The organism is Listeria immobilis (assembly GCF_014322845.1).
Taxonomy (GTDB): Bacteria; Bacillota; Bacilli; order Lactobacillales; family Listeriaceae; genus Listeria; species Listeria immobilis.
In genome coordinates, this window is record NZ_JAASUA010000002.1 from 164,580 (window position 1) to 186,776 (window position 22,197).

Here is a 22,197-nt window from a genome sequence, read left to right on the forward strand (position 1 = left end):
AACTCGAGCTAAGCATTTTTTTATTTTTGTTTGCTATGATAAGCATCAAGTGCATCTTCCACCGTTTTCTTCGTATAACCATTATCAATAAGGTAACCAAGTTCATGTTTTCTAAAACTTGTTTTTAAATGGTCGATAAGATCTGCAAAATAATATTCAATTCCTCTATCATCAAGCCATTTTAGTAGGTCTTTCATAGATTCTGTAGAGGTAGTATCAATATTTATAATCGCGCTAGCTTCAAAAATGACTAATTTGGTATCATCTTGAACTGCTTCTTTTAAACCATCTGCAAATTTATTAAAGTTACCAAAGAAAAGAGAAGCGCTATAACGATAAATAACGACATTTGGAATTGGTTTGGCTTCTGGTTTACGTTTTAAGTCAAAGTAGCCATGACGACCTTCAATTACTCCAAGAATTGCAATTGGAGAGTTTATCGAGCGACTTACGACATTAATGAAAGATAAGGCGATCCCAAGTAGAACTCCAAAAATAACTCCGACCAGAAGTGTTCCAAGTGCGGCAACAATCCAAACAGTTGCTTCGCGACGAGATACTTTAAATAAACCTTTCAAAACATCCACATCAATAATTCCAACAAGCGCTGCAAAAACAATTCCGGAAAGAACTGGCTGTGGCATATAATAAAGCAAGCCACTTAAGAAAGCAACAATAAGTGCGATAATAGTCGCTGCAACGATAGAAACCATTTGTGTTTTACCATGAAATTGTTCGTTTGCCGCTGTTCTTGAAACACTGGCACTTGCTGGAGGGCAACCAGAAATAGAAGCAACAAAATTGGAAATACCATAAGAAAATAACTCGCGATTATCGTCAATCGTATATTTATTACGTAGTGCAAAGCTCTCACTTGGTAATAGAGAACCAGCAAATGTTGCTATCGCGCAGATTAAGCCACCGCCAATTGCTAATGCCCAAGAACTTGCACCAAAATCAGGAAGCGCAAGAGAAGGAAACCCAACTGGGATTTTGCCAACAATATCTACATTGTACTGATCCAATTTAAAGAAATAAGCTGCAAGAGTACCTAGCATTAACACAACTAAAGACATAGGAACTTTAGGAATAGCTTTTTTACTGGAAATAACAATGATGACTGTAGCGACACCCATTGCAAGAGAAATCCAATTAGACTGGAAAAACTGGCCAACGATAATACCTAGGCTTGAGAAAAAACTATCTCCGCTTTCTTTTAGGCCCATTATCTTCGGAATTTGCCCCATAATAATAGAAACACTAAGTCCAGAAATAAAGCCACTAAGAACAGGCGCTGATATGTATTTAGCAAAACGACCTAGTTTCAATACAGAAAAAAGGACTAAAAATACTGCACAAAAGAAGGCAAGAATTGGAGCAAGTGCAATTGCCTCTTTGGAACCTGCTGCAAGACCCGCAGTTCCTAAAATAATCGAACCAGTAATTGCGCTTGCAGTTGCATCAATCCCAAAAATGAGCTGTGGCGAACTAGCAAAAATTACATAAGCGATAACTGGTAGAAAAGATGCATATAATCCGTAAATGGGTGGAAGTCCTGCTACTTGCGCATATCCCATTGCAACAGGAATCGTCAGTGCGGCGACTCCAACACCGGAAATAACATCATTTTTTAAATAGGATGCTTTATACCCATTTAATGACAGCAAAATGTGTTTAAACATAAGTTCCTCCCTTGAAAATATAATAATCATTTTATTCTACACTACAATAGTGATTAATGAAATCTATAGTATTTACCCTGTTTTTACCTAGTCCAATCATGAAAAGCCTAAAAAACTATCCTGCTGTTGGATGTGATGAAATAAAAAGCCACGATTCCATTAGTTCGAAATCGTGACTATCTTTAATTAGTTGTTTTTAGCATAAACAGACATTGCATCTTTTAGGAAGGCGGATAATCCGTCACCAAATTGATCAATATTTTTTGTGAACCGTTCATCGGCAACGTACATTTCCCCAAGTCCAGCAAAAACTTCTAAACTATAAATATTTCCATGTGTATCATTTAAATAATGGAAAAAATGGTCAATTGCTTGTTGGGCTTTTTCAGAGGAAGGGGACAATTTACGAACAGCTGCTAAATGCCGAAATTCAGCATCAAAGCTTTCTTTTAAGAAAAGTTGTTCTTGTTCACTTTTATTTTTGATTGTTTTATTAGCCTGTTCAAAAGTTTTGTCACCCCATAGTTGTCTTGCTTCTTCTTCATAGGGGTTCGTGGAAAAGTCAAATCCAGTAAATTTTTCTTCATTAGTCATTGTTATTTCTCCTTTTTCATTCCTGATGGTTTGATCAAGTGTTATTAACATCGTCTCAATACGATGTTTTTTTTCTACCAATAAATGCTGTTGTAATTCAAGTGCTTTCGTTTTATCAAATGACGGATCATCAAGAATTTGTTTTATTTTTTTCAAAGGGAAATCAAGTTCTTTAAAGAAAAGAATTTGTTGTAATTTGTCGACATCTGATTCTGAATAAATACGATAACCGTTCAAATTATCTTTTTGAGGGACAAGAAGACCGATTTTATCATAGTGATGAAGCGTGCGCACACTTACACCTGTTAATTCAGCTAATTCTTTCGTTTGCATGAGTGATTCCTCCTTCTAATGCCACTATAAAGTATGACGTGGCGTAATAGTCAAGGTTGTTTTTTTGTTTATTATACTCTTTTTAATAGGAAAATAAAAAAACATGGAAAATAAGAGAACTTTCTCGTATAATGAAGGATAAATGTGTCTAAAATGTGACGAAATGTGATAGCAATTTAAAAGGGGATAGCGGCATGGGGAAGAAAATGAAATCCATTACTATATGGCTGTGGCACCATTTGACACCGCAAATTTTTGCGGTTATTTGCGTTTTTGTGATTACTCTCGTGGCGTTATTTGTACCACCTTATATTGGGATGGCTGATAATGGCGACTTTTTTAGAATATTTTCGAGTAATGGTTTGTTTGTCAATAACGCTAATTATGATGCTTTGCAATTCGGGCATTTTGTCAAAGAGTTTGGGATTTATCAATATTTTAATGAAAATCAAATAGCTATTTTTTCCTCACAAAGCATCTTTATTCAAATGGCGCTTGTATTAAATAAAGTTTTTTGGTCTACTGCGGTTTTTGACATTCGTTTTTTAGGCGGTCTACAGCTAGCGTTACTATTGCCAGCTATTTATTTTTTAGTAGCTGGATTAACTGCGAAAATGAAGGGTTGGGCTGGGTATGTTATTGCAGCTTTAACCGTAATTATTTTTGCTGATACAGCCTATACTGCTTATTTTAACTCGTTTTTTAGCGAGGGTATTCTATTGATTATGATGCTTTATATTGCAGCGGGTTTTTTATTATTATTTCAACATAAATATAATGATTATGCGATGTTAGCGATGATTTTTTTGGCTTCCTTCATTTTAATTACTGCGAAACAACAAAATGCACCGATTGCAGTAGTTATTGCAGTTTGCGGAATTATTGTTTTTTTCATAAGGAAAGAACGGGCATTTCGTCTTTCAGCAGCATTTGCCTTTTCCGTTATTTTTATAAGTGGTGTAGTGATGTATGCCTTTATTCCCGGAGAATTTGTGACGATTAATCAGTATCAAACAATGACTCGCGGCGTATTGTTAGATTCGGAAAATCCAGAGAAATCACTACAGGAAATGGGTATGAATGAACAATATGCTCTGCTAAAAGGAACCAACTTTTATCAAAAATATAAAATGATCGATTTAGATAATGAATTAATGAAAAATGATTTCTATCCTAATTATAATTTTGTAACAGTTTTAAGCTATTACTTGGAAAATCCAAAACAGTTTGGCAAAATGTTAGATTTATCAGCACAAAACAGTTTTTCGATTCGACCATTTGAGATGGGGAACTTTGAGAAAACGGCAGGTTACCAGTTTAAAGAAAAAACGCACTTTTTCTCCGTTTATAGCGATACAAAAGCAAAATTTGCTCCAGAAAAATTTTCCTTTCTTATTTTATGGGCGCTGGTTTTCCTAATAAGTTATGGTGTCAGCGCGTGGAAGCATTTTCGGGAAAAAGATTTTCGAGGTATGCTGTTGTTTGATTTGGTCGTTTTGCTGATAGGTTCGGGATTTGCAGTGATTTTAGTAACGATTATTGGCGACGGGGAAGCGGATTTAACGAAGCATAACTTTCTATTTAACGTCTGTTTTGATTTAACGATATTACTTGGTGCTAGTTCGCTACTTACTGTTTATTTAAAAAGAAGGAGTGAAAAGGATGCGTAAAAAAATAATGATAGCAATTCTTCTCAGCCTCCCATTTTTCTTTGTAAACGGGCATAGTTTGACGGCAAAAGCAGATAGTAGTGTTACTGTTTTTTATGATAGTTTAGCAAAAAATACGGATAAAGAAGGGAATATAGATTCATTGCTGCGAATTTTGAATAGCATGGGTGAGCAAGTGGAAATGTATTCTTGGAATGAAAACCCCGACCTAAGCAAAATAAATAAAATGATTATATTACAAAATAAACAGGATGGCTTATCTCAAGAACGGTTGCAAAAATTAGCTGATAGCAAAGCGAAAATCGCCTATATTGGCGGAACACCTCCAGCTTTTTTGGCAGATAAATTAAAGTTGAAAATAAACGCTATTACAAATGCTGCCATCTCTGTTAAAACCAGGGCAGGGGTTACTGGTAAGCCACAATTAGTTGCTGAAACGAATTTAATTACGGAATATCAAGGAAATGCATTTGGAGAAATGGATGCAGCAGAAAATGGAAAATCTATTTATGGTGTACAATTTGAAAATTATGCCTATGCTCCATTTTTCCAAGCAGACAACCTCAGCCAATTTGCACTGGTGGATTTACTTCAATCGTTATTTGAAAAGGCTCAAACAACAAATAAATACGCACTCATTACTGATGTTAATCCTTTTGTTGACTTTGATATGTTGAAAAAAACAGCAGATACTTTTTATGAAAAAGGTATTCCATTTATCGTAAGTGCAGGTCCCGTTTTTTATAATCAAGATTTTATTGCTGCAAAAAATTATGCAGAAATTTTGCGATATGTTCAAGCGAAAAACGGAACGATTATGATGGATGTGCCAGTAGTTACGTATGGTGCTAGTCCAACAGGTGAATTAGAAAATATCATCCAAAAATCATTGCATTTCTTTGCTGAAAACGACATAGCTGCTCTTGGGGTTACCGCAGAGCTTTATTGGAATTACGATAAAGTCTATGGCACGGAAGGATTTGCCCCATTTAATACGGGAATTTTACTACCTAACGAAAAAGTAATTCATACTACAAAGAAAAATAATGGTAGTACATTTGAAAATTCTCCTCTAAGTATTACTAACAAAACGTATGAAACGATGTCTAGCAAACAAAACTATCCATTAGATATTGCAATTACGTACCCCTTTTTTAAAAATGAAAAAGCATTAAATACTGCAATTAATCAATTAGATGAAGAAAATATTAATGATGCTCGATTGCAAAGGCATACGGTGAAAACGGCTCAAGATACACTTGAATCAACTGATGGTGCGCTTTATATTAACAATCAACCAGTCACGCTTGATGGTGAATTAAAATATCTAAAAACAACAAAGATCCAAACGACGAAACAGTCTGGTAGTTTAGAAGGCTTTTTTGGCTATCAAAATACTTTTTTCACGATTGTTATAATTCTTTCGTTAGGGATTATTGGTGTTTTATTCATTTTTGGCTATCGGCTTTATATGAAAAAATATATGAAATGAGGTGAAATAAATGGTTGTTGCTGATTACTTAGCATTATTTGCGGTCATTTGTATTTGGGGGCTTTTACTAGTAAATATTATTTTAATTATTGCTGGATATATGTATTACCTAAAGAATGAAGCGCGAAAGATTCCAGATTTACCTAGGGAAGTGCCATTTATTTCCGTCATGGTGCCAGCCCATAATGAAGGTAAAGTTATCGTGAAAACTGTAGAATCATTGCTTGCATTTGACTACCCGGTGGATTGTTATGAAATCATTGTAATTAATGATAATTCTTCGGACGATAGTGCAGAACTTCTAGAAGCAATACAGACTAAAAATCCAACGCGGCAGTTAAAAATTATTAATACTGATAGTAAAACTGGCGGAAAAGGCAAATCGAATGCGCTGAATATCGGTTTTGCTGAAAGTCGTGGTGAGTATATTGCTATTTATGACGCGGACAATACGCCAGAACGCCAAGCACTGCGCATCTTAGTTGGAGAAATTACCAATGATGAAAAACTTGGAGCTGTCATTGGTAAATTTAGAACAAGAAATCGAAATGCAAGCTGGCTAACGCGTTTTATTAATATTGAAACACTTAGCTTTCAATGGATGGCGCAGGCCGGGAGATGGTCATTATTTCGACTGTGTACGATTCCAGGGACTAATTTTATTGTTAGGAGATCGCTGCTTGAAGCAATTGGTGGTTGGGATGTTAAAGCTGTCGCAGAAGATACGGAAATCAGTTTTCGAATTTATATGATGGGCTACCGCATCAAGTTTCAATCCAAAGCAGTTACTTGGGAACAAGAGCCGCAAACATTGTCTGTCTGGTTTAAACAACGCTCTAGGTGGGCGAAAGGAAATATTTATGTCATTTTAAAAAACGTTCCTTTACTGTTTAAAAAAGAAGGCAGACGAGTTAGATTTGATATTTTATATTTTTTATCGATTTATTTCTTACTTTTAAGTTCGCTAATTGTGAGTGATGTTTTATTAGTCTTATATGCACTTGATTTTGTTCATACTACGCTTGCGGGACTTAGCGCAACGCTATGGTTACTCGCAATTTTACTCTTTATCGCAGGAACTTTCATTACTTTAACTACCGAAAAAGGGGAAATCAGTTTTTCAAATTTATTTTTTATTCTATTAATGTATATTACCTACTGCCAACTTTGGATGGTAGTAGCAGCATATGGCTTTTTTATTTTCTTAAAAGATACTGTATTAAAAAAAGAAACCAAATGGTATAAAACCGAGCGTTTCTAAAAAGGAGAGTGCCTAATGAAAAAACTAATAGTTATGGGATTGCTGCTATTTGCCGTAGTATTTCTGTACCGGCCAGACGTTTTTGCAGCAGATAAAACATATCAAACTGTTTTTGGAACGGATAAAGCAGCACAAGGAAAATTTACAACGACAAAACAAAATTTTAAGGTGGAGAATTACTGGGATGTTTCTAGTGCAAAAGCAAAATTAGTTTATACGATTACACAATTAAATGAACAAGAAATTTCTACCATTACACTTAAAATAAATGATGTTGCTTTTTATTCCTTTCGACCAGATAAAACGGACAAAGGAACGCGCCAAATTGAAGTAGAGATTCCTAAAGACAAGTTAAAAAAAGGGATCAATGTATTATCTATAGAAAGTTTTGTTTATACAGACTTGCCAGATGGTCGCTGTACGATTGATGATACTCCAGCAAACTGGATACAATTCGATAAAACAAGCGCCGTGAATGTTACCTACGCAGATAAAGCGTTTAAACAAACAATTGCAGATTTTGGCGAGCGATTTACTGGAATTGATACGGTGAAAAGTCAGCAAGGTGTTGTCACAGTTTTAGAAAATGCGGGAGATGCAGAACTTGGCGCTGCGCTTGAAGGTCTTTCGGGATTCTCATCGGCCAACACACTAGAAGATAAAAACATTCCATTTGGTCAATATCAAACAACAAAGACACGCGAAGGTAAAAAGTATATTACGCTATTTTCGACTTTTAATAAATTACCAGCAGCTATTAAAGCTAAAATAACAGAAGACGAAAAGCTAGAAAAACAAGCACTTTTTCAAGTAATAACAATAGGAGACACACAAACTTTAGTAATTACTTCTAAATCAAATGAGGCACTAAAAAAAGCTGGAAAACTTCTAGCAAATCAAAATTATGTTAGTCAGCTTGTAACTAATACAAAATGGTTAACTACTAATGAAAAGATAGATACACCAGCTAATAACGTCGATAAAAATACAAAATTAACTACATCGGGGGATAAATTAAAAGGAATCGGGCATATCACACAGGACTATTTTATCAGTATGCCAGCGAATAGGAGTGCATCCACGGGAACAGAAGTATCACTCGATTTTAGATATGCACAAAACTTAGACTTTGAGCATTCGCTTGTTACAATTCTAGTCAATGGAAAACCAATTGGCAGTCAGAAATTATCCGCTAAAAAAGCAAATAAGGATAAGGTAACTTTCCAAATTCCAAGTGATTTAACTGTTAAGGGAGATTTCTCAGTAACTGTAGCATTTGATTTAGTTTTAACCAATAATTATTGTGGTTTTATTGCTGATTCAGAAATTCCGTGGGCGTATGTTACCCCAGAATCCGCTATTAAACTAAATACAACAGAAGAAACCGATTTATTATTTGAACAATATCCATATCCATTCGTTGCAAATGGAGACTTTAATAATGCATTTGTGGTTGTACCAGACAAATTATCAACAGAAGACACGGATTCTTTAGCCAATATTTTCAATCTGCTAGGGCGTTTCCATGATGGGAACCGTGGAAGTCTAACCGCTGTTCACGCGAAAAATTGGGATGCAGCCAAAAAAGAAGCCAATGTTATTGCGGTAGGTACGATGAATAATAATCCGGCAATAAAAAATGCGAATGCCGATTTATTTTTCCAATATGATAAATCAGGTAGTTATTTCCTTTCTAATGAAAAAATCTCAATTGAACAAAATTATGGCAAACAACTAGGAAGTGTTCAGTTGATTAAAACAGATGGAATGCAGATGTTAGCTGTAACAGGACCGGGTGAGGTACAAACTAAACTTGGATCAGAATTAATTGCAACAAAAGAAAATTTAGCTGAAATATATGGAGATGGCGCAATAGTAGATAATGACAATACAATCCATTCTTATCGATTTAAAAAAGCAGCCGATACAAAAGATGAAAGTTTTGGGACGAAAATTAGCAATAACAAGGAAGTAACCGTGTTTGCAGCATTTGCACTATTAACTGTTATTTTACTTGGTGTGGCAGTCCTACTCATCTTACGTAAATATCGCCGGAAGTGAGGGGAATATTAAAATGAAAAAAATAACGAATAACTTATACGCAGACATTGGCTTTTTATTTTTCATCTTGCTTTGTTTTATCACGATTGGTTATATGATTAACACGCCGGATGAATATTTGCGTAATATTATCTTTTTAAATATCACTTTTTTACTAGTTATAATCACTTATTTTACGAATTTAACATTGGGATTGATTTTAAATATCCTTTACATTTTTATTTATGCAACCTATATTATTTATGAAATTGTGGCTAATCAAATATCATATGGATTGGACACATATTACTGGCTAATAATTACCCCACTTTTTACAGTGGCTGCTGCAATGTTTACGCGAAATACATCTAAATTACAAGAAGAAAATACGAAAATCAAACAACAAAACTTATATTTAGGTACGATTGATCAAGAGACACTTTTAAAAAATATCGTATCGTTTCAAAATGATGAGCGCATTTTTTCCAGCATTTCCCGCCGTTATGACTTGCCACTTTCATTAATGGTGATTAAAGTAAGGCACTGGCGCGAACTGAAACGATTTCAAAGTGAAGAAGAAATGCGGATGGCGTTACAAGATATTTCCTCCATTTTAGAGTCGTGTATCCGGACAAGTGACGTTCTCTATCTCCTCGATAAGGAGGATGCCACATGGGGATTACTGCTTCTGACGGATGAGCCGGGCGGAAAACTTGTTGCCGATAGAATTAAAAGCCGAATTAGTGAAGCTAACATGGAAGAGTTCGCTGCAAAATATCGTGTGAAATTAGAACTTCGGATTGGAACAAGTCAATTTGATAGTGAAAAAGTTAAAACACCACTCGATTTCATTGATTTGGCGACAAAAGAATTAGAGTATGACGTGTAAAAATAAGAGTTACCTTCTATAATAGAAATTAGGAGGTAGCTCTTACTTTTGATTGGGGGGAAGACAGGAACTTAGAAGAAATAGTTACTTGTATGTTACTTACAAATAAAGAAATACAGCAGACACAAACGGCGCATCAGCGGAAACAAGTATTTAATGCAAGATAGCCGTTGGGAAATCGATTATACAACCAATTTTATTGCAAAAGAACTGGAAGCAGATTTGGAAGTTCCAGATAAGTTTAAAACATTTTTACTAAGTCAAACTACGCTAATTAATTTAGAAAATAGTCTACCAATGGCTTCATACTGTACTTCTTGGCAGACGAAATAATATTGTTTTCTTTTTCACAAGATTTAGATTTTTATGTTATAATGGAACGTATTAACGAACTAAAGGAGTGTTGGGTGTGAGAGCAGTATTAACAGTAGTTGGAAAAGATAACGTGGGTATTATTGCTGGTGTTAGTAAAAAACTAGCGGAACTTAACATTAATATAGAAGATGTATCACAAACTATTATGGATGGTTATTTTACCATGATGATGATGTGTGAAATTAGCCAAATCACCAAAGAATTTGATGAAGTAAAAGCAGAATTAGCCGAAAAAGGCGAGGAGCTTCAAGTGAAAATACATATTCAGCGAGAAGAGATTTTTAACGCAATGCATAAACTTTAAGGTGGAGGTGATTCAAACATGGAAACCAATCAAATATTTGAAACAATACGAATGATTGAAGAAGAAAAATTGGATATTCGGACGATTACAATGGGAATATCTTTACTTGATTGCATGGACGGTAATGGGGAAGTTGCAAGAAAGAAAATTTACCAAAAAATTGTCACAAAGGCTCGGGATTTAGTTTCGGTTGGAGAAGCGATTGAGTCTGAGTTTGGCATTCCAATTATTAATAAACGTATTTCTGTAACACCAATTGCCATTATTGCGGGTTCAAGTACGGACGCAGATTATGTGGAATTCGCAAAAACGTTAGATGCAGCAGCGAAAGAAGTGGGTGTTAACTTTATCGGTGGTTACTCCGCACTTGTTCAAAAAGGTTATACCAAAGGCGATGAAATATTGATTCGTTCAATTCCGCAAGCATTGGCTCAGACAGAACGCGTTTGTTCTTCGGTCAATGTAGGGTCGACAAGGACAGGAATTAACATGGATGCTGTTCGTCAAATGGGTGAGGTCATTAAAGAAACAGCGAATCTAACGGCGGATACTCAGGGATTAGGTTGTGCTAAATTAGTCGTTTTCGCCAATGCGGTGGAAGATAATCCTTTTATGGCTGGGGCATTTCATGGCGTTGGTGAGGCAGACTGTGTCATTAATGTCGGCGTTAGTGGTCCGGGTGTAGTTAAACGTGCCATCGAAAAAGTGAAAGGTGAACCATTTGACGTTGTGGCAGAAACAGTGAAACAAACCGCTTTTAAAATTACGCGAATGGGTCAACTAGTTGGTCAGGTAGCTTCCGAAAAGCTTGGTGTTCCTTTTGGAATTGTGGACTTATCACTTGCACCAACTCCAGCTATTGGTGATTCAGTAGCACATATTTTAGAAGAGATGGGACTTGAAATGGTCGGTACTCACGGAACAACAGCTGCATTAGCACTTTTAAATGATGCAGTGAAAAAAGGCGGCGTGATGGCTTGCGGACATGTTGGCGGTTTATCCGGTGCTTTTATTCCCGTTTCTGAGGATGCTGGAATGATTGAGGCAGTAAAGCAAGGAGCGCTTAATCTCGAAAAACTAGAAGCGATGACAGCAATCTGTTCTGTCGGTCTTGATATGATTGCTGTGCCAGGAGATACAACGGCGGAAACGCTCGCTGCGATGATTGCGGATGAAGCGGCAATTGGCGTTATTAACAATAAAACAACTGCTGTTCGGGTGATTCCTGCCAGTGGAACAAAAGTTGGCGATATGGTTGAATTTGGCGGATTACTCGGAACGGCTCCCGTAATGCCAGTGAACGGCAAGTCTTCTGCAAGTTTTATTGCTCGTGGCGGACGAATTCCAGCACCAATTCATTCTTTTAAAAACTAACAAAAAGGTTTCCTCGCAAATTGGAGGAAACCTTTTTTAGGTTGTTTTTCGTTCCACTAAATGGAAATCTAAATCAAGTAGAGGTAAATTACTACCGAATAATTTATTCATAATAATTGTAAATGCATTTTCAGCTTGTGAGTATACAGGATAATGAATCGTTGTAATATCAAGTAAATGAGCGATTTCCATATTATCAAAACCGCAAATTGCAAAATCTTCAGGGATGCTGTGTCCAGACCGCCTAGCCTCCGTTAATAACCCCGCTGCAAAATAATCATTTGGTGTCAAAAAGGCATCAGGTTTATGTTCGATTTCTTCCCACCAATGAGCAATTTTCTCGCCATCTTGTCGACTTCCCATACCGTAAAACTGTCGAAATTCATGAGAATCAAGCTCGTAACGTTCGCAAAAATCCTTAAAAGCAAGCATGCGACTCTGTGTGTTAAGCCCAGTTGTATTTCCATAAACATTTACAAATTTTCGGTAGCCTTTTTTATAGAGATGTTCTAATCCCAAAGTATAACCATCATATTGATTCATAAATACAGAAGGGATTTTTTCGCTCTCTACTCGTTGCCATGTCACAATTGGACCGTATTTTGTATAATGTTCAATCGTTTTCCAGTCATTAGAGCGAATAACCAAAACAAGTGCATCAATTTTCTTTTGTCGTAACATTTCTAGGGCTTCAAGTTCTTTATCTTGATCAATTCTGGTCATAAACAGCGTAACATTATAACCATGTTCTTGTGCCATCATTGTAAAACTCTTTAAAAAAACATTAAGTGAGTCTGTAAAACTAGGAATTACCATACCAATTAACTTAGTTGCTCCTTTTTTTAAAGAAACGGCATTTAAATTTGGGACGTAATCCAACTGATCTATTATAGCCTGAACGCGCTTTCTGGTTTCTTCACTGACATAATCACGTTTATTAATAACTCGTGAAACGGTTGCTGATGAAACGCCAGCTAGTTTCGCGATTTCTTGTATATTTGCCACTTGTCATACACCTCGATTTCTCGTAGCTCTATAATTAGTATACCAAAAAAGCCCGTCAAATAGCCAGTTTAGAAAAATTTAAAATTATTGCTTGACCTGTAATGCATTACATGAATTATGCTGGATTTGTAAAAGAAAACGCTTTTAAATTTTTAGGAGGTACATTAATTATGAAAAAAGGTGTAAAAATCGTTACAATTGGTGGAGGTTCTAGCTATACACCAGAACTTGTTGAAGGATTTATTAAACGCTATCATGAACTTCCAATTAAAGAACTTTGGCTAGTAGATATTGAAGCTGGTCGTGAAAAACTAGAAATCGTTGGTAATATGGCAAAACGTATGGTTAAAGCAGCTAATATTGATTGTGAAGTACATTTAACACTTGATCGCCGTGAAGCATTAAAAGATGCAGACTTTGTCACTACACAATTTCGTGTAGGCTTGCTTGAAGCACGTATTAAAGATGAAAGAATTCCGCTTAGCCATGGTATTATCGGTCAAGAAACAAATGGTGCAGGTGGTATGTTTAAAGCATTCCGCACAATTCCTGTCATTCTTAGTATCGTAGAAGATATGCGCGAATTATGCCCAGATGCTTGGTTGATTAACTTCACAAACCCAGCAGGTATGGTAACAGAAGCAGTACTTAAATATGGTAAATGGGACAAAGTTATTGGTCTTTGTAACGTACCAATTGGCGCTATTAAGAGTGCATCAGATGTACTTGGAAAACCAGAAGAAGACTTATTCTTTAAATTTGCAGGAATTAATCACTTACACTGGCACCGTATTTTTGACAAAGATGGCACCGAATTAACAGAGACTGTAATTGATGGACTTTATGGACCAAATGCTAATCCAGGAAAAGTCGTTGAAAACATTAAAAATATGCGCTTCCTATATGAACAAGTAAAACATTTAAAAATGCTTCCTTGTCCATATCACCGCTATTACTACATGACAGATGCAATGCTTGAAGAAGAACTAGCATCATTCAAAAATGAAGGTACACGCGGAGAAGTCGTGAAAAAACTAGAAGATAGTCTGTTTGAATTATATAAAGATCCAAATCTTGATTATAAACCAGAAGAACTATCTAAACGTGGCGGTGCTCATTATAGTGATGCTGCCTGTGAAATTATTAATTCTATCTACAATAATAAAGGTACATTAATGGTTGTTTCTACACGTAATAATGGTGCAATTGATGATGTTCCTTATGATAGTGCAATAGAAATTACAAGTGTTATCCGCGCACATGGGGCAGAGCCAGTTAATTTTGGTAAATTCCCACCAGCTCAACGTGGATTACTACAAGTGATGAAATCTATGGAAGAATTAACTATCGAAGCAGCTGTAACAGGAGATTATGCAACAGCACTTCAAGCTTTCACTTCTAATCCACTCGTTCCAAGCGGCGACCTAGCAAAAACTATTTTAGATGAAATGCTAGAAGCGCATAAAGAATTCTTACCACAATTCGCGAAATAATAATAAAAAGGGACTCCGATTTTATGGGAGTTCCTTTTTTTATGCAAAAAATTTATAGAATTTTCCAAATCAAGTTGACTGACTATTTTATTTGTAGTAATATTTTAAAAGTATATCATAATTCTAAAAAGTCAAAAAACTAAAAAGGGGTTTATACATGTCACAGATGCTAGCTTTTGTTACAGTTGTACTTATTTTATTTATTGGGGACGTTGTTGCCACAAGAACGAAAGCGTGGGTTCCTTCCGTTTTTGTATGTGCGATATTATTTCTATTCGGTTATTGGACATTTTTTCCAAGTAATATTGTTGAAATTGCGGGAATACCACCGATTGTTGCAACACTTTTAATGTATTTACTAATTACGAACATGGGAACTTTGCTTTCTGTTCGAGAACTAATGAATCAATGGAAAACGATTTTAATTGCGATTTCTGGGATTTTAGGAATTCTAGCACTACTATTTACAATTGGAACACTAATATTTGATTTTAAAACAGTTGTTGTAGTTGCCCCGCCGCTTGTTGGTGGAGTTGTTTCCTCGCTAATTATGTCGGAAGCGGCAAAAGCAGCAGGACTAGTAAGTTTATCCGTATTAGCAATTTTAATTTATGTTATGCAAGGATTTGCAGGTTATCCATTAACTTCGATTATGCTAAAAAAAGAAGGAAAGCGGATGTTATCTAAATATCGCTCAGGAGAATGGAAACCAACCAATGAAACCACACAAATTGAAGGTCAGGATACGCACGAAACACCACGACTTTTCCGGAAAATTCCTGATAAATATAATACCAATTATTTTAAATTTCTACGTCTTGGAATTGTTAGCTTTTTAGCTTATGGATGTTCGGTTCTAATTGATCCAATTTTAACAGTCAGTCCTTTTGTCCTTTGTTTATTGTTTGGTGTTATTGCTACTTCTATCGGGTTTTTAGAGCGCCAACCGTTACAAAAAGCGAGTGGTTTTGGCTTTGCGATTATGGGACTAATGTTGTTTATTTTTGATGGACTTAAAAATGCAACCCCAGAAATGTTACTTGAATTAATATGGCCAATGTTTGGAACAATTGTTATTGGTATTATCGGAATGTATATTTTCTCTTTCATTGTCGGTAAAATTCTTGGCGTAAGTAAAGAGCTTGCTTTTGCAGTATCACTTACCGCTTTATACGGTTTTCCAGCCGATTATATTATTACAAATGAAGTAATTAATTCATTAACGAGCGATCAAAAAGAGCGAGATGCTTTGACCAGTCATATGCTACCACCTATGCTTGTTGCCGGTTTTATTACTGTAACAATTGTCTCAGTTGTTTTAGCGGGCATTTTTGTAGGATTCCTGTAAAATAGAGAATGGGAGGAATGCCAGATGAAAACAAATCTAGAACGAATTAAACAGCATTTAGAAAAATTGGATACATATAACGCGACACCAGGAGAAGGAACCACTCGTCTTACTTATAGTAAAGAAGATTTAGGTGCGCGGAATTATTTAAAAAACGAAATGGCGAAAGTAGGATTGACGGTTACAGAGGATGCAATTGGCAATATCTATGGAAGACTTGAGGGAGCGAGACCAGATTTGCCAGCAGTTGTTGTTGGATCACACTTTGATTCCGTTCCAAATGGCGGTGCTTTTGACGGTCCAGCTGGCGTAATTACCGGACTTGAAGTAGCAACAGTCTTTCATGAACAAAAGTACAAGCCTTATTATCCACTTGAAATAATTGCAATGGTGGAAGAAGAAGGATCGCGTTTTGGTGCTGGACTTTTTGCTTCACGTGCTATTACTGGAAAAGTAACAAAGGAAATGTTATATCAGATGAAAGATAGTGACGGGATTACTGCAGCTGAAGCTATGAATAGTCTCGGATTTGATGCAAATAAAGTAACAGAAGCCATTCGCACTAAAGAATCAATCAAAGCTTTTATCGAGCTGCATATTGAGCAAGGACCAATTTTAGAAAATGCTGGTGAAGATGTTGCAATAGTTGATACGATTGTTGGTTTGACGGAAATAAAAGTAACGGTTAATGGGCAAGCAGGTCATGCTGGAACTACACCAATGAATAATCGAAATGATGCTTTAAATGCCGCCGTCCACATTTTAACACAGCTTCCAGAGCTCGCAATTCAAGAGGGAAATGGAACGGTGCTAACAGTTGGGAAATTAAACGTTTTTCCAAATGGAGCGAATGTTATCCCGAATAAAGTTGTTTTCACTGTCGATATTCGTGCAAAAGAAGAAAAACATGTCCAAAACACGCTGGAAAACGTGAAAGCTGTTATTAATCAAACGCAACAAAGCGGCATTATATGTGAAATAGAAGATATGCTTTATGAGAAACCTACTCAATTATCACAAGAAATTCACCAAGCTCTGTCTGCAAGTGCTGAGAAATTAGACTTTAAATACAGAACAATGGTTAGTGGCGCTGGTCATGATGCGATGATTTTTGCAAATTTAACAGAGGTAGGACTTGTTTTTGTTCCAAGTCATAATGGAATCAGCCATGCACCAGAAGAATGGACTGATTATGATAAACTTCAAAAAGGTATTGAGGTTGTTTTAGACACAGTAACAAAATGGACGGAGGAAAGTGCAGATGAATAATAAAATAAAACAGCATATTTTAAAAGAAGAGAATGAAATGATTGCATTCCGTCGTGATTTACATCAACATCCGGAGTTGCAGTGGCAGGAATTCCGAACAACTGATCAAGTAGCAAAAGAGCTTGATAAACTTGGTGTTCCATATAAGCGCACAGAGCCAACTGGATTAATTGCTGATTTAGTAGGTGGAAAACCAGGGAAAACAATTGCATTAAGAGGGGATATGGATGCGCTTCCGGTACAAGAGCTAAACGACTCACTTGCTTATAAGTCTACAGAAGATGGCAAAATGCACGCTTGTGGACATGATTCTCATACATCCATGTTACTAACTGCCGCAAAAGCGCTTAAAGAAGTTCAAGCGGAATTAAACGGAACTGTCCGTTTTATTTTCCAGCCATCTGAAGAAAATGCAGAAGGTGCTAAAGAAATGGTGGCGCAAGGAGCGATGGAAGGTGTTGACCATGTTTTTGGCATTCATATTTGGTCTCAAATACCAAGTAATAAAATTTCCTGTATAGTCGGTTCCTCTTTTGCTTCAGCCGATATTGTTCAAATTGATTTTAAAGGTCAGGGTGGACATGGCGCAATGCCGCACGATACGATAGATGCAGCAGTAATTGCTTCCTCATTTGTAATGAATTTGCAAGCAATCGTTGCCCGAGAAACAGATCCACTTGACCCAGTCGTGGTAACTATTGGGAAAATGGAAGTAGGTACTAGATTCAATGTTATCGCGGAAAATGCCCATTTAGAAGGAACAGTTCGTTGTTTTAATAACACTACACGTGCTAAAGTAGCAAAATCAATTGAACACTACGCAAAACAAACCGCCGCGATATACGGAGGTACAGCAGAAGTCGTTTATACAGAAGGAACACAACCAGTGATCAATGATGAAAAAAGCGCTTTGCTTGTCCAAAAAACCATTGTGGAATCTTTTGGAGAAGCTGCACTATATTTTGAAAAGCCAACAACTGGCGGCGAAGATTTTAGTTATTTTATGGATGAAGCACCAGGAAGTTTTGCTTTAGTTGGTTGCGCGAATGCAGAAAAAGATACGGAATGGGCACACCATCATGGTCGTTTTAATATCGATGAAAGTGTCATGAAAAACGGAGCAGAACTATACGCGCAATTTGCTTATAATTATTTAAATCAAGATGAATTCTAAATAAGAAAAGCCTTCGCTAACGTAAGCGGAGGCTTTTTTCATAACTACTATTGTTTTTCAACTACATGTACATCTTCAAAGGAACCATATTTAGTCCACCAAGGAACGGCACCTTCATCAAGTAATTTATCAAGCGAAGTAATATTTTCTTTACCTTGAGTACGAAGCCATTCACGAAGCGCTTCTTCACCTTGTTTACCATATACTTCAATACCATCAGCCCATGTTGCGCGACCACAAAGCACGCCACTATATTGAACGTTATGTTGATTTGCGAATTGAATGGTTTTATGGAACATTTCAGAAGTTACACCAGCACTTAAATAAATAAATGGAAGTGGGCTTAGATCAGAACATTCTTCAAAATGACGAGCAGCCTCATCTTGTGTATAAGCTACTTCTCCTTCTGCAAAACCTTCTACATATTTAAAGTTAACTGGTACTTCAAGTTTTAGAACATCTACCCCATAACGTGGTTTAGAGAATTCTTTAATGGAAGCTTTTACTTTTGCGGGTTTTAATTTGGCATACTCAAGCGAACCAGAATCAGTCACTTTTGCATCATAAGTAATCGGTTCTAAGAAAAATGGAATATCAACCGCGCGACATTCAGCACCAATTCTTTCTAAAAAGGCATATTTAATTTCATTGATTTCTGCTGGTTCATCAGGATCATAATAAACAAGAATTTTAACAGCATCTCCGCCATTTTCTTTAATACGAAGGGCAGATAAATCTTCAATTAAATCTGGTAATTTACCAGGAGTAGTTGCATCATAACCTGTTTTTTCATAAGAAGTTAAAAGTCCGCTTCCTTCATGACGAGCTTTAATTGCAGGAGTACCATATTCTAAATCAAGCAAGATTGCAGAAGCATATGGAGTTAGCTCTTCAGATACTAGTTGTTTAAAGTCTTCTACATCTTTTTTATTTTCCGTTCCTTTAGCTTGTTGAATCATCTTTTTAAGGGAGCCACGTTGGTCAATCGCAAGTGCCGCGATAACGCCTTTATCATTAGAGAGTCTTTGCAAACCATCAAATTTACCTTTTGTTATTTGTACCATTTTTATCTAATCTCCTTTATAGCAATTTGTTATTATTTAATCAATTTGTCCTCAAATACTATACCACTAAAAAATTTTTTTCAAACATGGGTATATTTGCACATTGATTTATGAATGAGAATAAATTACTATGGATTTGGAGTGTTAGGCACTAGTGGAGATTTGGGATAATTTCCACAGATGCATATTTCTTTTGGGAAGTCATTTAATGATTAGACCAGGAGTGATGGAATGAATCGACGCGAAAGACATAAAAGAAAGAAAAGAAAAAACATCATTATCGTGTTGTGTGCTATGTTTATATTATTTGTAACTACAAGTTGGATAATTGTTGAGATTCAAGCCAAAAACCAACAAGCAGTAACAAAATCTAAACCAGTACAAAAAAGTGCAGCGCTTAAACCGACAAAACCATTTAAACCTAAACCTGTCAAAGAAAAACCAACAGAAACAACCGTAAATAATCAAGAAATTGATAACTATTTACAACAAATTGGTTTTAGTGGTTCGGTGCTTATTGTTCGTGATGGAAAAACCATAGTACAGAAAGGTTACCTGGATGCTAATCGTGAAACTAAACAACCGAATACACCAGATACACTTTACTACATCGGTTCGTCGCAAAAAGCAATTATCGCAACAGCAATTTTACAATTAGAAGAGCAAGGGAAAATAAGCACGGACGATCCAATTTCTAAATATCTGCCAAATTTTCCTAATGGGAATCAAATTTACATTAAGAATTTCTTGAACCACACATCAGGGATTGTTGGCCATCAAGAAAAAATTGGGACAATTACGCCGGAAAAGTTAATAGAAGATATTGAGAAACAGGGGATAGAATCTAATACTGGGGCATGGAATTATTCGGACTCAAATTATGCTGTTTTAGCATACTTGGTTGAAATTCTTAGTGGAAAGTCATTAAAAAGTTATCTCAAAGAAAAAATATTTGAACCATCAGGTATGAAAAATACAGGGTTTAATCAAAAAGATGTTAAAAAAGGGGAAAATGACTCAACAGGATATTATATTAATAAAGATGGCTCTTACAGGAAACCGGAATTAGTAGATTTATCACAAATGTATGGTTCAGGAGATATATGTATGACTGCCCAAGATTTATACTTGTTTGACAAAGCTTTAATGGATAAAAAATTAATTTCTGAAACAAGTTTGAAGAAAATGTTTACATCTGGAAGTACTTCTGGATATGGCATGGGATTTTACGTGGATCCAGGAAGCTATAATAGTCATGGGGTACTCAGTGGCTGGAATGTTTCTAATAGTATGAGTCATACTGGAAGAACGTATGTTATCTTATTTTCCAACATCCAGAATAATATTGCTTCCTTTGGAAAAGTGAATAACCATATTTACAATTTATTAAATAAATAGAAGAAACCTCGATTCTGAATATGGAATCGAGGTTTTCTTTTATTTTCCTGTAATTTGTTTTACGGTATCTTCCAATTGATAAAGTTGAGCAGCGGCGCTATAGTCACTCCATTTTGTGTTATCTACTTTATACACTTGGTTTTTCTGTACAGCGGGAATATCTTTCCAAACACCACTTAGCATTTCGTTAATAGAATCTTCATTACCATCTTCAGGCATTAAGATAAATAAACGATCTGCATCTTTTGCATAATTAGGTATTGCTTCGTTGGAAATTGCTTTTGTATCATGATTCATTTTCGCTTCGTCAGTTGGTGTGAAACCAGCTCCGGAAAATAATCCGTCGAAAATTTTTGGATCATGAATATAGATTTCTTTGCCATAAAATTGAATCACTGCCGCTTTTTCATTCTCCACTCCAGCATCTTTTAATGTTTGTTTAGCTTCTTTGGATGCAGCCACATAGTCTTCATCCCATTTTTCTTTTTCAGCTTTTTTATTTAAGAGACTTGCGATATTACTAAGTTGTTTATCAGGTGTATCTCCAAAATGTGTAATATATACTGGAGCGATTTTTTCAAGATTTTCTAAAAGATCTTTTTGGTAATCGCTAATAATAATTAAATCTGGATTTAAGTTGGCTACTTTTTCGATATTTGGTTTATCATTACCAACACTTTCTGTTCCTTTTGTTGCTTCGGGGTAGGTAGTGATGTAATAATCTAGCGTGCCAACTGGTTTAACACCTAAAATTTCCATTTCGCTTACGTTTTGAAGCGCTACAATGCTTTTCGGTGTAGTTGGTACTTCCACTTTACGATCAAGTGCATCCGTTACTGTTTTTGTTGCATTTTCCTTTTCTTTACTTGAATCTTTATCTGAAGAACTGCCACAAGCGGTTAAAACTACTGCTAAAAGTAATGTCATAAAGATAGCAGCCCATTTATGCTTTTGATACATTATGTTTCCTCCCTAATTGAAAATGATTTTCATTATCGTTATAAAAATAATTATATCGAAAACGGGAGGAAATAACAAGGTGAAAATTAGCACAAAATGTTTTTATTTTAGAATTGGATGTTATCACCTATAGTAAGCGTTGGGAAAATTTCAGGTGATACAATAATAGCTCCTGGTAATACTTCATTTTCACCAGATCGGAAGTAGATAGAAATATGACCAAGCTCTTCCAAGTTTTTATTTGCTTCTGAACCAACTTCTTCTATTATATACTCTTGTGTACCGAAAGTTAGTTTGTTTCCTTTTTGGATGGCGTTATTAGGTGTTTGTTCAAATTTATGAATAACCGATATTTCTCGTAATTCATTGGTTGCTGTTGGTCCAAAGAGTATGACAATTTTTTCTTCTTCAAAAGCAGGGACAAGTGGACCGATTTCAATTATTTTACTTTGTGTCATAGTGAACTCCTCCT

The 22,197-nt window shown here is 35.8% G+C and carries 18 protein-coding genes and 1 pseudogene; 13 read left to right on the forward strand and 6 right to left on the reverse strand.

Features of this window, described 5'->3' with window-relative positions:
• Positions 1-20 precede the first annotated feature (20 nt).
• Positions 21-1,682 carry a SulP family inorganic anion transporter gene (locus HCJ45_RS03725; RefSeq protein WP_187124073.1) on the reverse strand — a complete coding sequence of 554 codons (1,662 nt, stop codon included), beginning with the start codon at positions 1,680-1,682 and terminating at the stop codon, positions 21-23.
• Positions 1,683-1,868: 186 nt separating this feature from the next.
• On the reverse strand, positions 1,869-2,609 hold the full coding sequence (locus HCJ45_RS03730; protein ID WP_187124074.1) for a MerR family transcriptional regulator: 741 nt from the start codon (positions 2,607-2,609) through the stop codon (positions 1,869-1,871).
• A 194-nt stretch (positions 2,610-2,803) separates the two neighbouring features.
• On the opposite strand from HCJ45_RS03730, the gene wsfD reads away from it, so the two are divergent.
• From wsfD to HCJ45_RS03770, 8 genes and pseudogenes are all read left to right on the forward strand, one after another.
• Positions 2,804-4,279 carry a glycan biosynthesis hexose transferase WsfD gene (gene wsfD / locus HCJ45_RS03735; protein ID WP_187124075.1) on the forward strand — a complete coding sequence of 492 codons (1,476 nt, stop codon included), beginning with the start codon at positions 2,804-2,806 and terminating at the stop codon, positions 4,277-4,279.
• A complete protein-coding gene (locus HCJ45_RS03740; protein ID WP_187124076.1) occupies positions 4,272-5,771 on the forward strand; it encodes a DUF2334 domain-containing protein in 1,500 nt (499 codons plus the stop codon). The genes wsfD and HCJ45_RS03740 overlap by 8 nt, the downstream gene beginning before the upstream one ends.
• A gap of 10 nt (positions 5,772-5,781) precedes the next feature.
• Positions 5,782-7,032 (forward strand): glycosyltransferase family 2 protein, encoded by a 1,251-nt coding sequence (locus HCJ45_RS03745; RefSeq protein WP_187124077.1) that lies wholly within the window; start codon positions 5,782-5,784, stop codon positions 7,030-7,032.
• Positions 7,033-7,047: 15 nt separating this feature from the next.
• Positions 7,048-9,093 (forward strand): cellulose biosynthesis cyclic di-GMP-binding regulatory protein BcsB, encoded by a 2,046-nt coding sequence (locus HCJ45_RS03750; RefSeq protein ID WP_187124078.1) that lies wholly within the window; start codon positions 7,048-7,050, stop codon positions 9,091-9,093.
• A 13-nt stretch (positions 9,094-9,106) separates the two neighbouring features.
• Complete coding sequence (locus HCJ45_RS03755; RefSeq protein ID WP_187124079.1) at positions 9,107-9,961, forward strand: diguanylate cyclase domain-containing protein; 855 nt, start codon at positions 9,107-9,109, stop codon at positions 9,959-9,961.
• A 156-nt stretch (positions 9,962-10,117) separates the two neighbouring features.
• Positions 10,118-10,294, forward strand: a pseudogene (locus HCJ45_RS03760) (class I SAM-dependent methyltransferase); the annotation flags it as partial.
• 76 nt (positions 10,295-10,370) lie between these two features.
• Positions 10,371-10,640, forward strand: coding sequence for an ACT domain-containing protein (locus tag HCJ45_RS03765; protein WP_185348336.1), 270 nt, complete (start codon positions 10,371-10,373; stop codon positions 10,638-10,640).
• A gap of 18 nt (positions 10,641-10,658) precedes the next feature.
• A complete protein-coding gene (locus tag HCJ45_RS03770; RefSeq protein WP_185348334.1) occupies positions 10,659-12,014 on the forward strand; it encodes a PFL family protein in 1,356 nt (451 codons plus the stop codon).
• 36 nt (positions 12,015-12,050) lie between these two features.
• Here HCJ45_RS03770 and HCJ45_RS03775 read toward each other — a convergent pair whose 3' ends face one another.
• On the reverse strand, positions 12,051-13,019 hold the full coding sequence (locus HCJ45_RS03775) for a LacI family DNA-binding transcriptional regulator (RefSeq protein ID WP_185348333.1): 969 nt from the start codon (positions 13,017-13,019) through the stop codon (positions 12,051-12,053).
• Positions 13,020-13,189: 170 nt separating this feature from the next.
• Here HCJ45_RS03775 and HCJ45_RS03780 point away from each other — a divergent pair, with 170 nt between their 5' ends.
• From HCJ45_RS03780 to HCJ45_RS03795, 4 genes are all read left to right on the forward strand, one after another.
• Positions 13,190-14,512, forward strand: coding sequence for a 6-phospho-beta-glucosidase (locus tag HCJ45_RS03780; RefSeq protein ID WP_187124080.1), 1,323 nt, complete (start codon positions 13,190-13,192; stop codon positions 14,510-14,512).
• A gap of 157 nt (positions 14,513-14,669) precedes the next feature.
• Positions 14,670-15,860: a hypothetical protein gene (locus tag HCJ45_RS03785; RefSeq protein WP_187124081.1), complete on the forward strand. Its 1,191-nt coding sequence runs from the start codon at positions 14,670-14,672 to the stop codon at positions 15,858-15,860.
• 24 nt (positions 15,861-15,884) lie between these two features.
• The gene (locus tag HCJ45_RS03790) at positions 15,885-17,129 is read left to right on the forward strand and encodes a Zn-dependent hydrolase (RefSeq protein ID WP_187124082.1); all 1,245 of its coding nucleotides are present in this window, start codon (positions 15,885-15,887) and stop codon (positions 17,127-17,129) included.
• Positions 17,122-18,303 carry a M20 family metallopeptidase gene (locus HCJ45_RS03795; protein ID WP_185381487.1) on the forward strand — a complete coding sequence of 394 codons (1,182 nt, stop codon included), beginning with the start codon at positions 17,122-17,124 and terminating at the stop codon, positions 18,301-18,303. Before HCJ45_RS03790 ends, HCJ45_RS03795 begins: the two co-directional genes overlap by 8 nt.
• A 47-nt stretch (positions 18,304-18,350) precedes the next feature.
• Here HCJ45_RS03795 and HCJ45_RS03800 read toward each other — a convergent pair whose 3' ends face one another.
• Positions 18,351-19,367 carry a tagatose-bisphosphate aldolase gene (locus HCJ45_RS03800; RefSeq protein ID WP_185381488.1) on the reverse strand — a complete coding sequence of 339 codons (1,017 nt, stop codon included), beginning with the start codon at positions 19,365-19,367 and terminating at the stop codon, positions 18,351-18,353.
• 231 nt (positions 19,368-19,598) lie between these two features.
• Here HCJ45_RS03800 and HCJ45_RS03805 point away from each other — a divergent pair, with 231 nt between their 5' ends.
• The gene (locus tag HCJ45_RS03805) at positions 19,599-20,765 is read left to right on the forward strand and encodes a serine hydrolase domain-containing protein (protein ID WP_187124083.1); all 1,167 of its coding nucleotides are present in this window, start codon (positions 19,599-19,601) and stop codon (positions 20,763-20,765) included.
• 39 nt (positions 20,766-20,804) lie between these two features.
• Here HCJ45_RS03805 and HCJ45_RS03810 read toward each other — a convergent pair whose 3' ends face one another.
• Together HCJ45_RS03810 and HCJ45_RS03815 are read right to left on the reverse strand one after the other, a co-directional pair.
• Positions 20,805-21,725, reverse strand: coding sequence for an ABC transporter substrate-binding protein (locus HCJ45_RS03810; protein ID WP_187124084.1), 921 nt, complete (start codon positions 21,723-21,725; stop codon positions 20,805-20,807).
• 107 nt (positions 21,726-21,832) lie between these two features.
• Positions 21,833-22,183, reverse strand: coding sequence for a PTS glucitol/sorbitol transporter subunit IIA (locus HCJ45_RS03815; RefSeq protein ID WP_187124085.1), 351 nt, complete (start codon positions 22,181-22,183; stop codon positions 21,833-21,835).
• Between the last annotated feature and the right edge of the window lie 14 nt (positions 22,184-22,197).

Coding starts and splice junctions, on each gene's coding strand:
- HCJ45_RS03810 (WP_187124084.1), bottom strand. CDS start 21,725: ATGTATCAAAAGCATAAATGGGCTGCTATCTTTATGACATTACTTTTA.
- HCJ45_RS03725 (WP_187124073.1), bottom strand. CDS start 1,682: ATGTTTAAACACATTTTGCTGTCATTAAATGGGTATAAAGCATCCTAT.
- HCJ45_RS03790 (WP_187124082.1), top strand. CDS start 15,885: ATGAAAACAAATCTAGAACGAATTAAACAGCATTTAGAAAAATTGGAT.
- HCJ45_RS03795 (WP_185381487.1), top strand. CDS start 17,122: ATGAATAATAAAATAAAACAGCATATTTTAAAAGAAGAGAATGAAATG.
- HCJ45_RS03750 (WP_187124078.1), top strand. CDS start 7,048: ATGAAAAAACTAATAGTTATGGGATTGCTGCTATTTGCCGTAGTATTT.
- HCJ45_RS03740 (WP_187124076.1), top strand. CDS start 4,272: ATGCGTAAAAAAATAATGATAGCAATTCTTCTCAGCCTCCCATTTTTC.
- HCJ45_RS03815 (WP_187124085.1), bottom strand. CDS start 22,183: ATGACACAAAGTAAAATAATTGAAATCGGTCCACTTGTCCCTGCTTTT.
- HCJ45_RS03755 (WP_187124079.1), top strand. CDS start 9,107: ATGAAAAAAATAACGAATAACTTATACGCAGACATTGGCTTTTTATTT.
- HCJ45_RS03805 (WP_187124083.1), top strand. CDS start 19,599: ATGAATCGACGCGAAAGACATAAAAGAAAGAAAAGAAAAAACATCATT.
- HCJ45_RS03785 (WP_187124081.1), top strand. CDS start 14,670: ATGTCACAGATGCTAGCTTTTGTTACAGTTGTACTTATTTTATTTATT.
- HCJ45_RS03730 (WP_187124074.1), bottom strand. CDS start 2,609: ATGCAAACGAAAGAATTAGCTGAATTAACAGGTGTAAGTGTGCGCACG.
- HCJ45_RS03780 (WP_187124080.1), top strand. CDS start 13,190: ATGAAAAAAGGTGTAAAAATCGTTACAATTGGTGGAGGTTCTAGCTAT.
- wsfD (WP_187124075.1), top strand. CDS start 2,804: ATGGGGAAGAAAATGAAATCCATTACTATATGGCTGTGGCACCATTTG.
- HCJ45_RS03770 (WP_185348334.1), top strand. CDS start 10,659: ATGGAAACCAATCAAATATTTGAAACAATACGAATGATTGAAGAAGAA.
- HCJ45_RS03800 (WP_185381488.1), bottom strand. CDS start 19,367: ATGGTACAAATAACAAAAGGTAAATTTGATGGTTTGCAAAGACTCTCT.
- HCJ45_RS03745 (WP_187124077.1), top strand. CDS start 5,782: ATGGTTGTTGCTGATTACTTAGCATTATTTGCGGTCATTTGTATTTGG.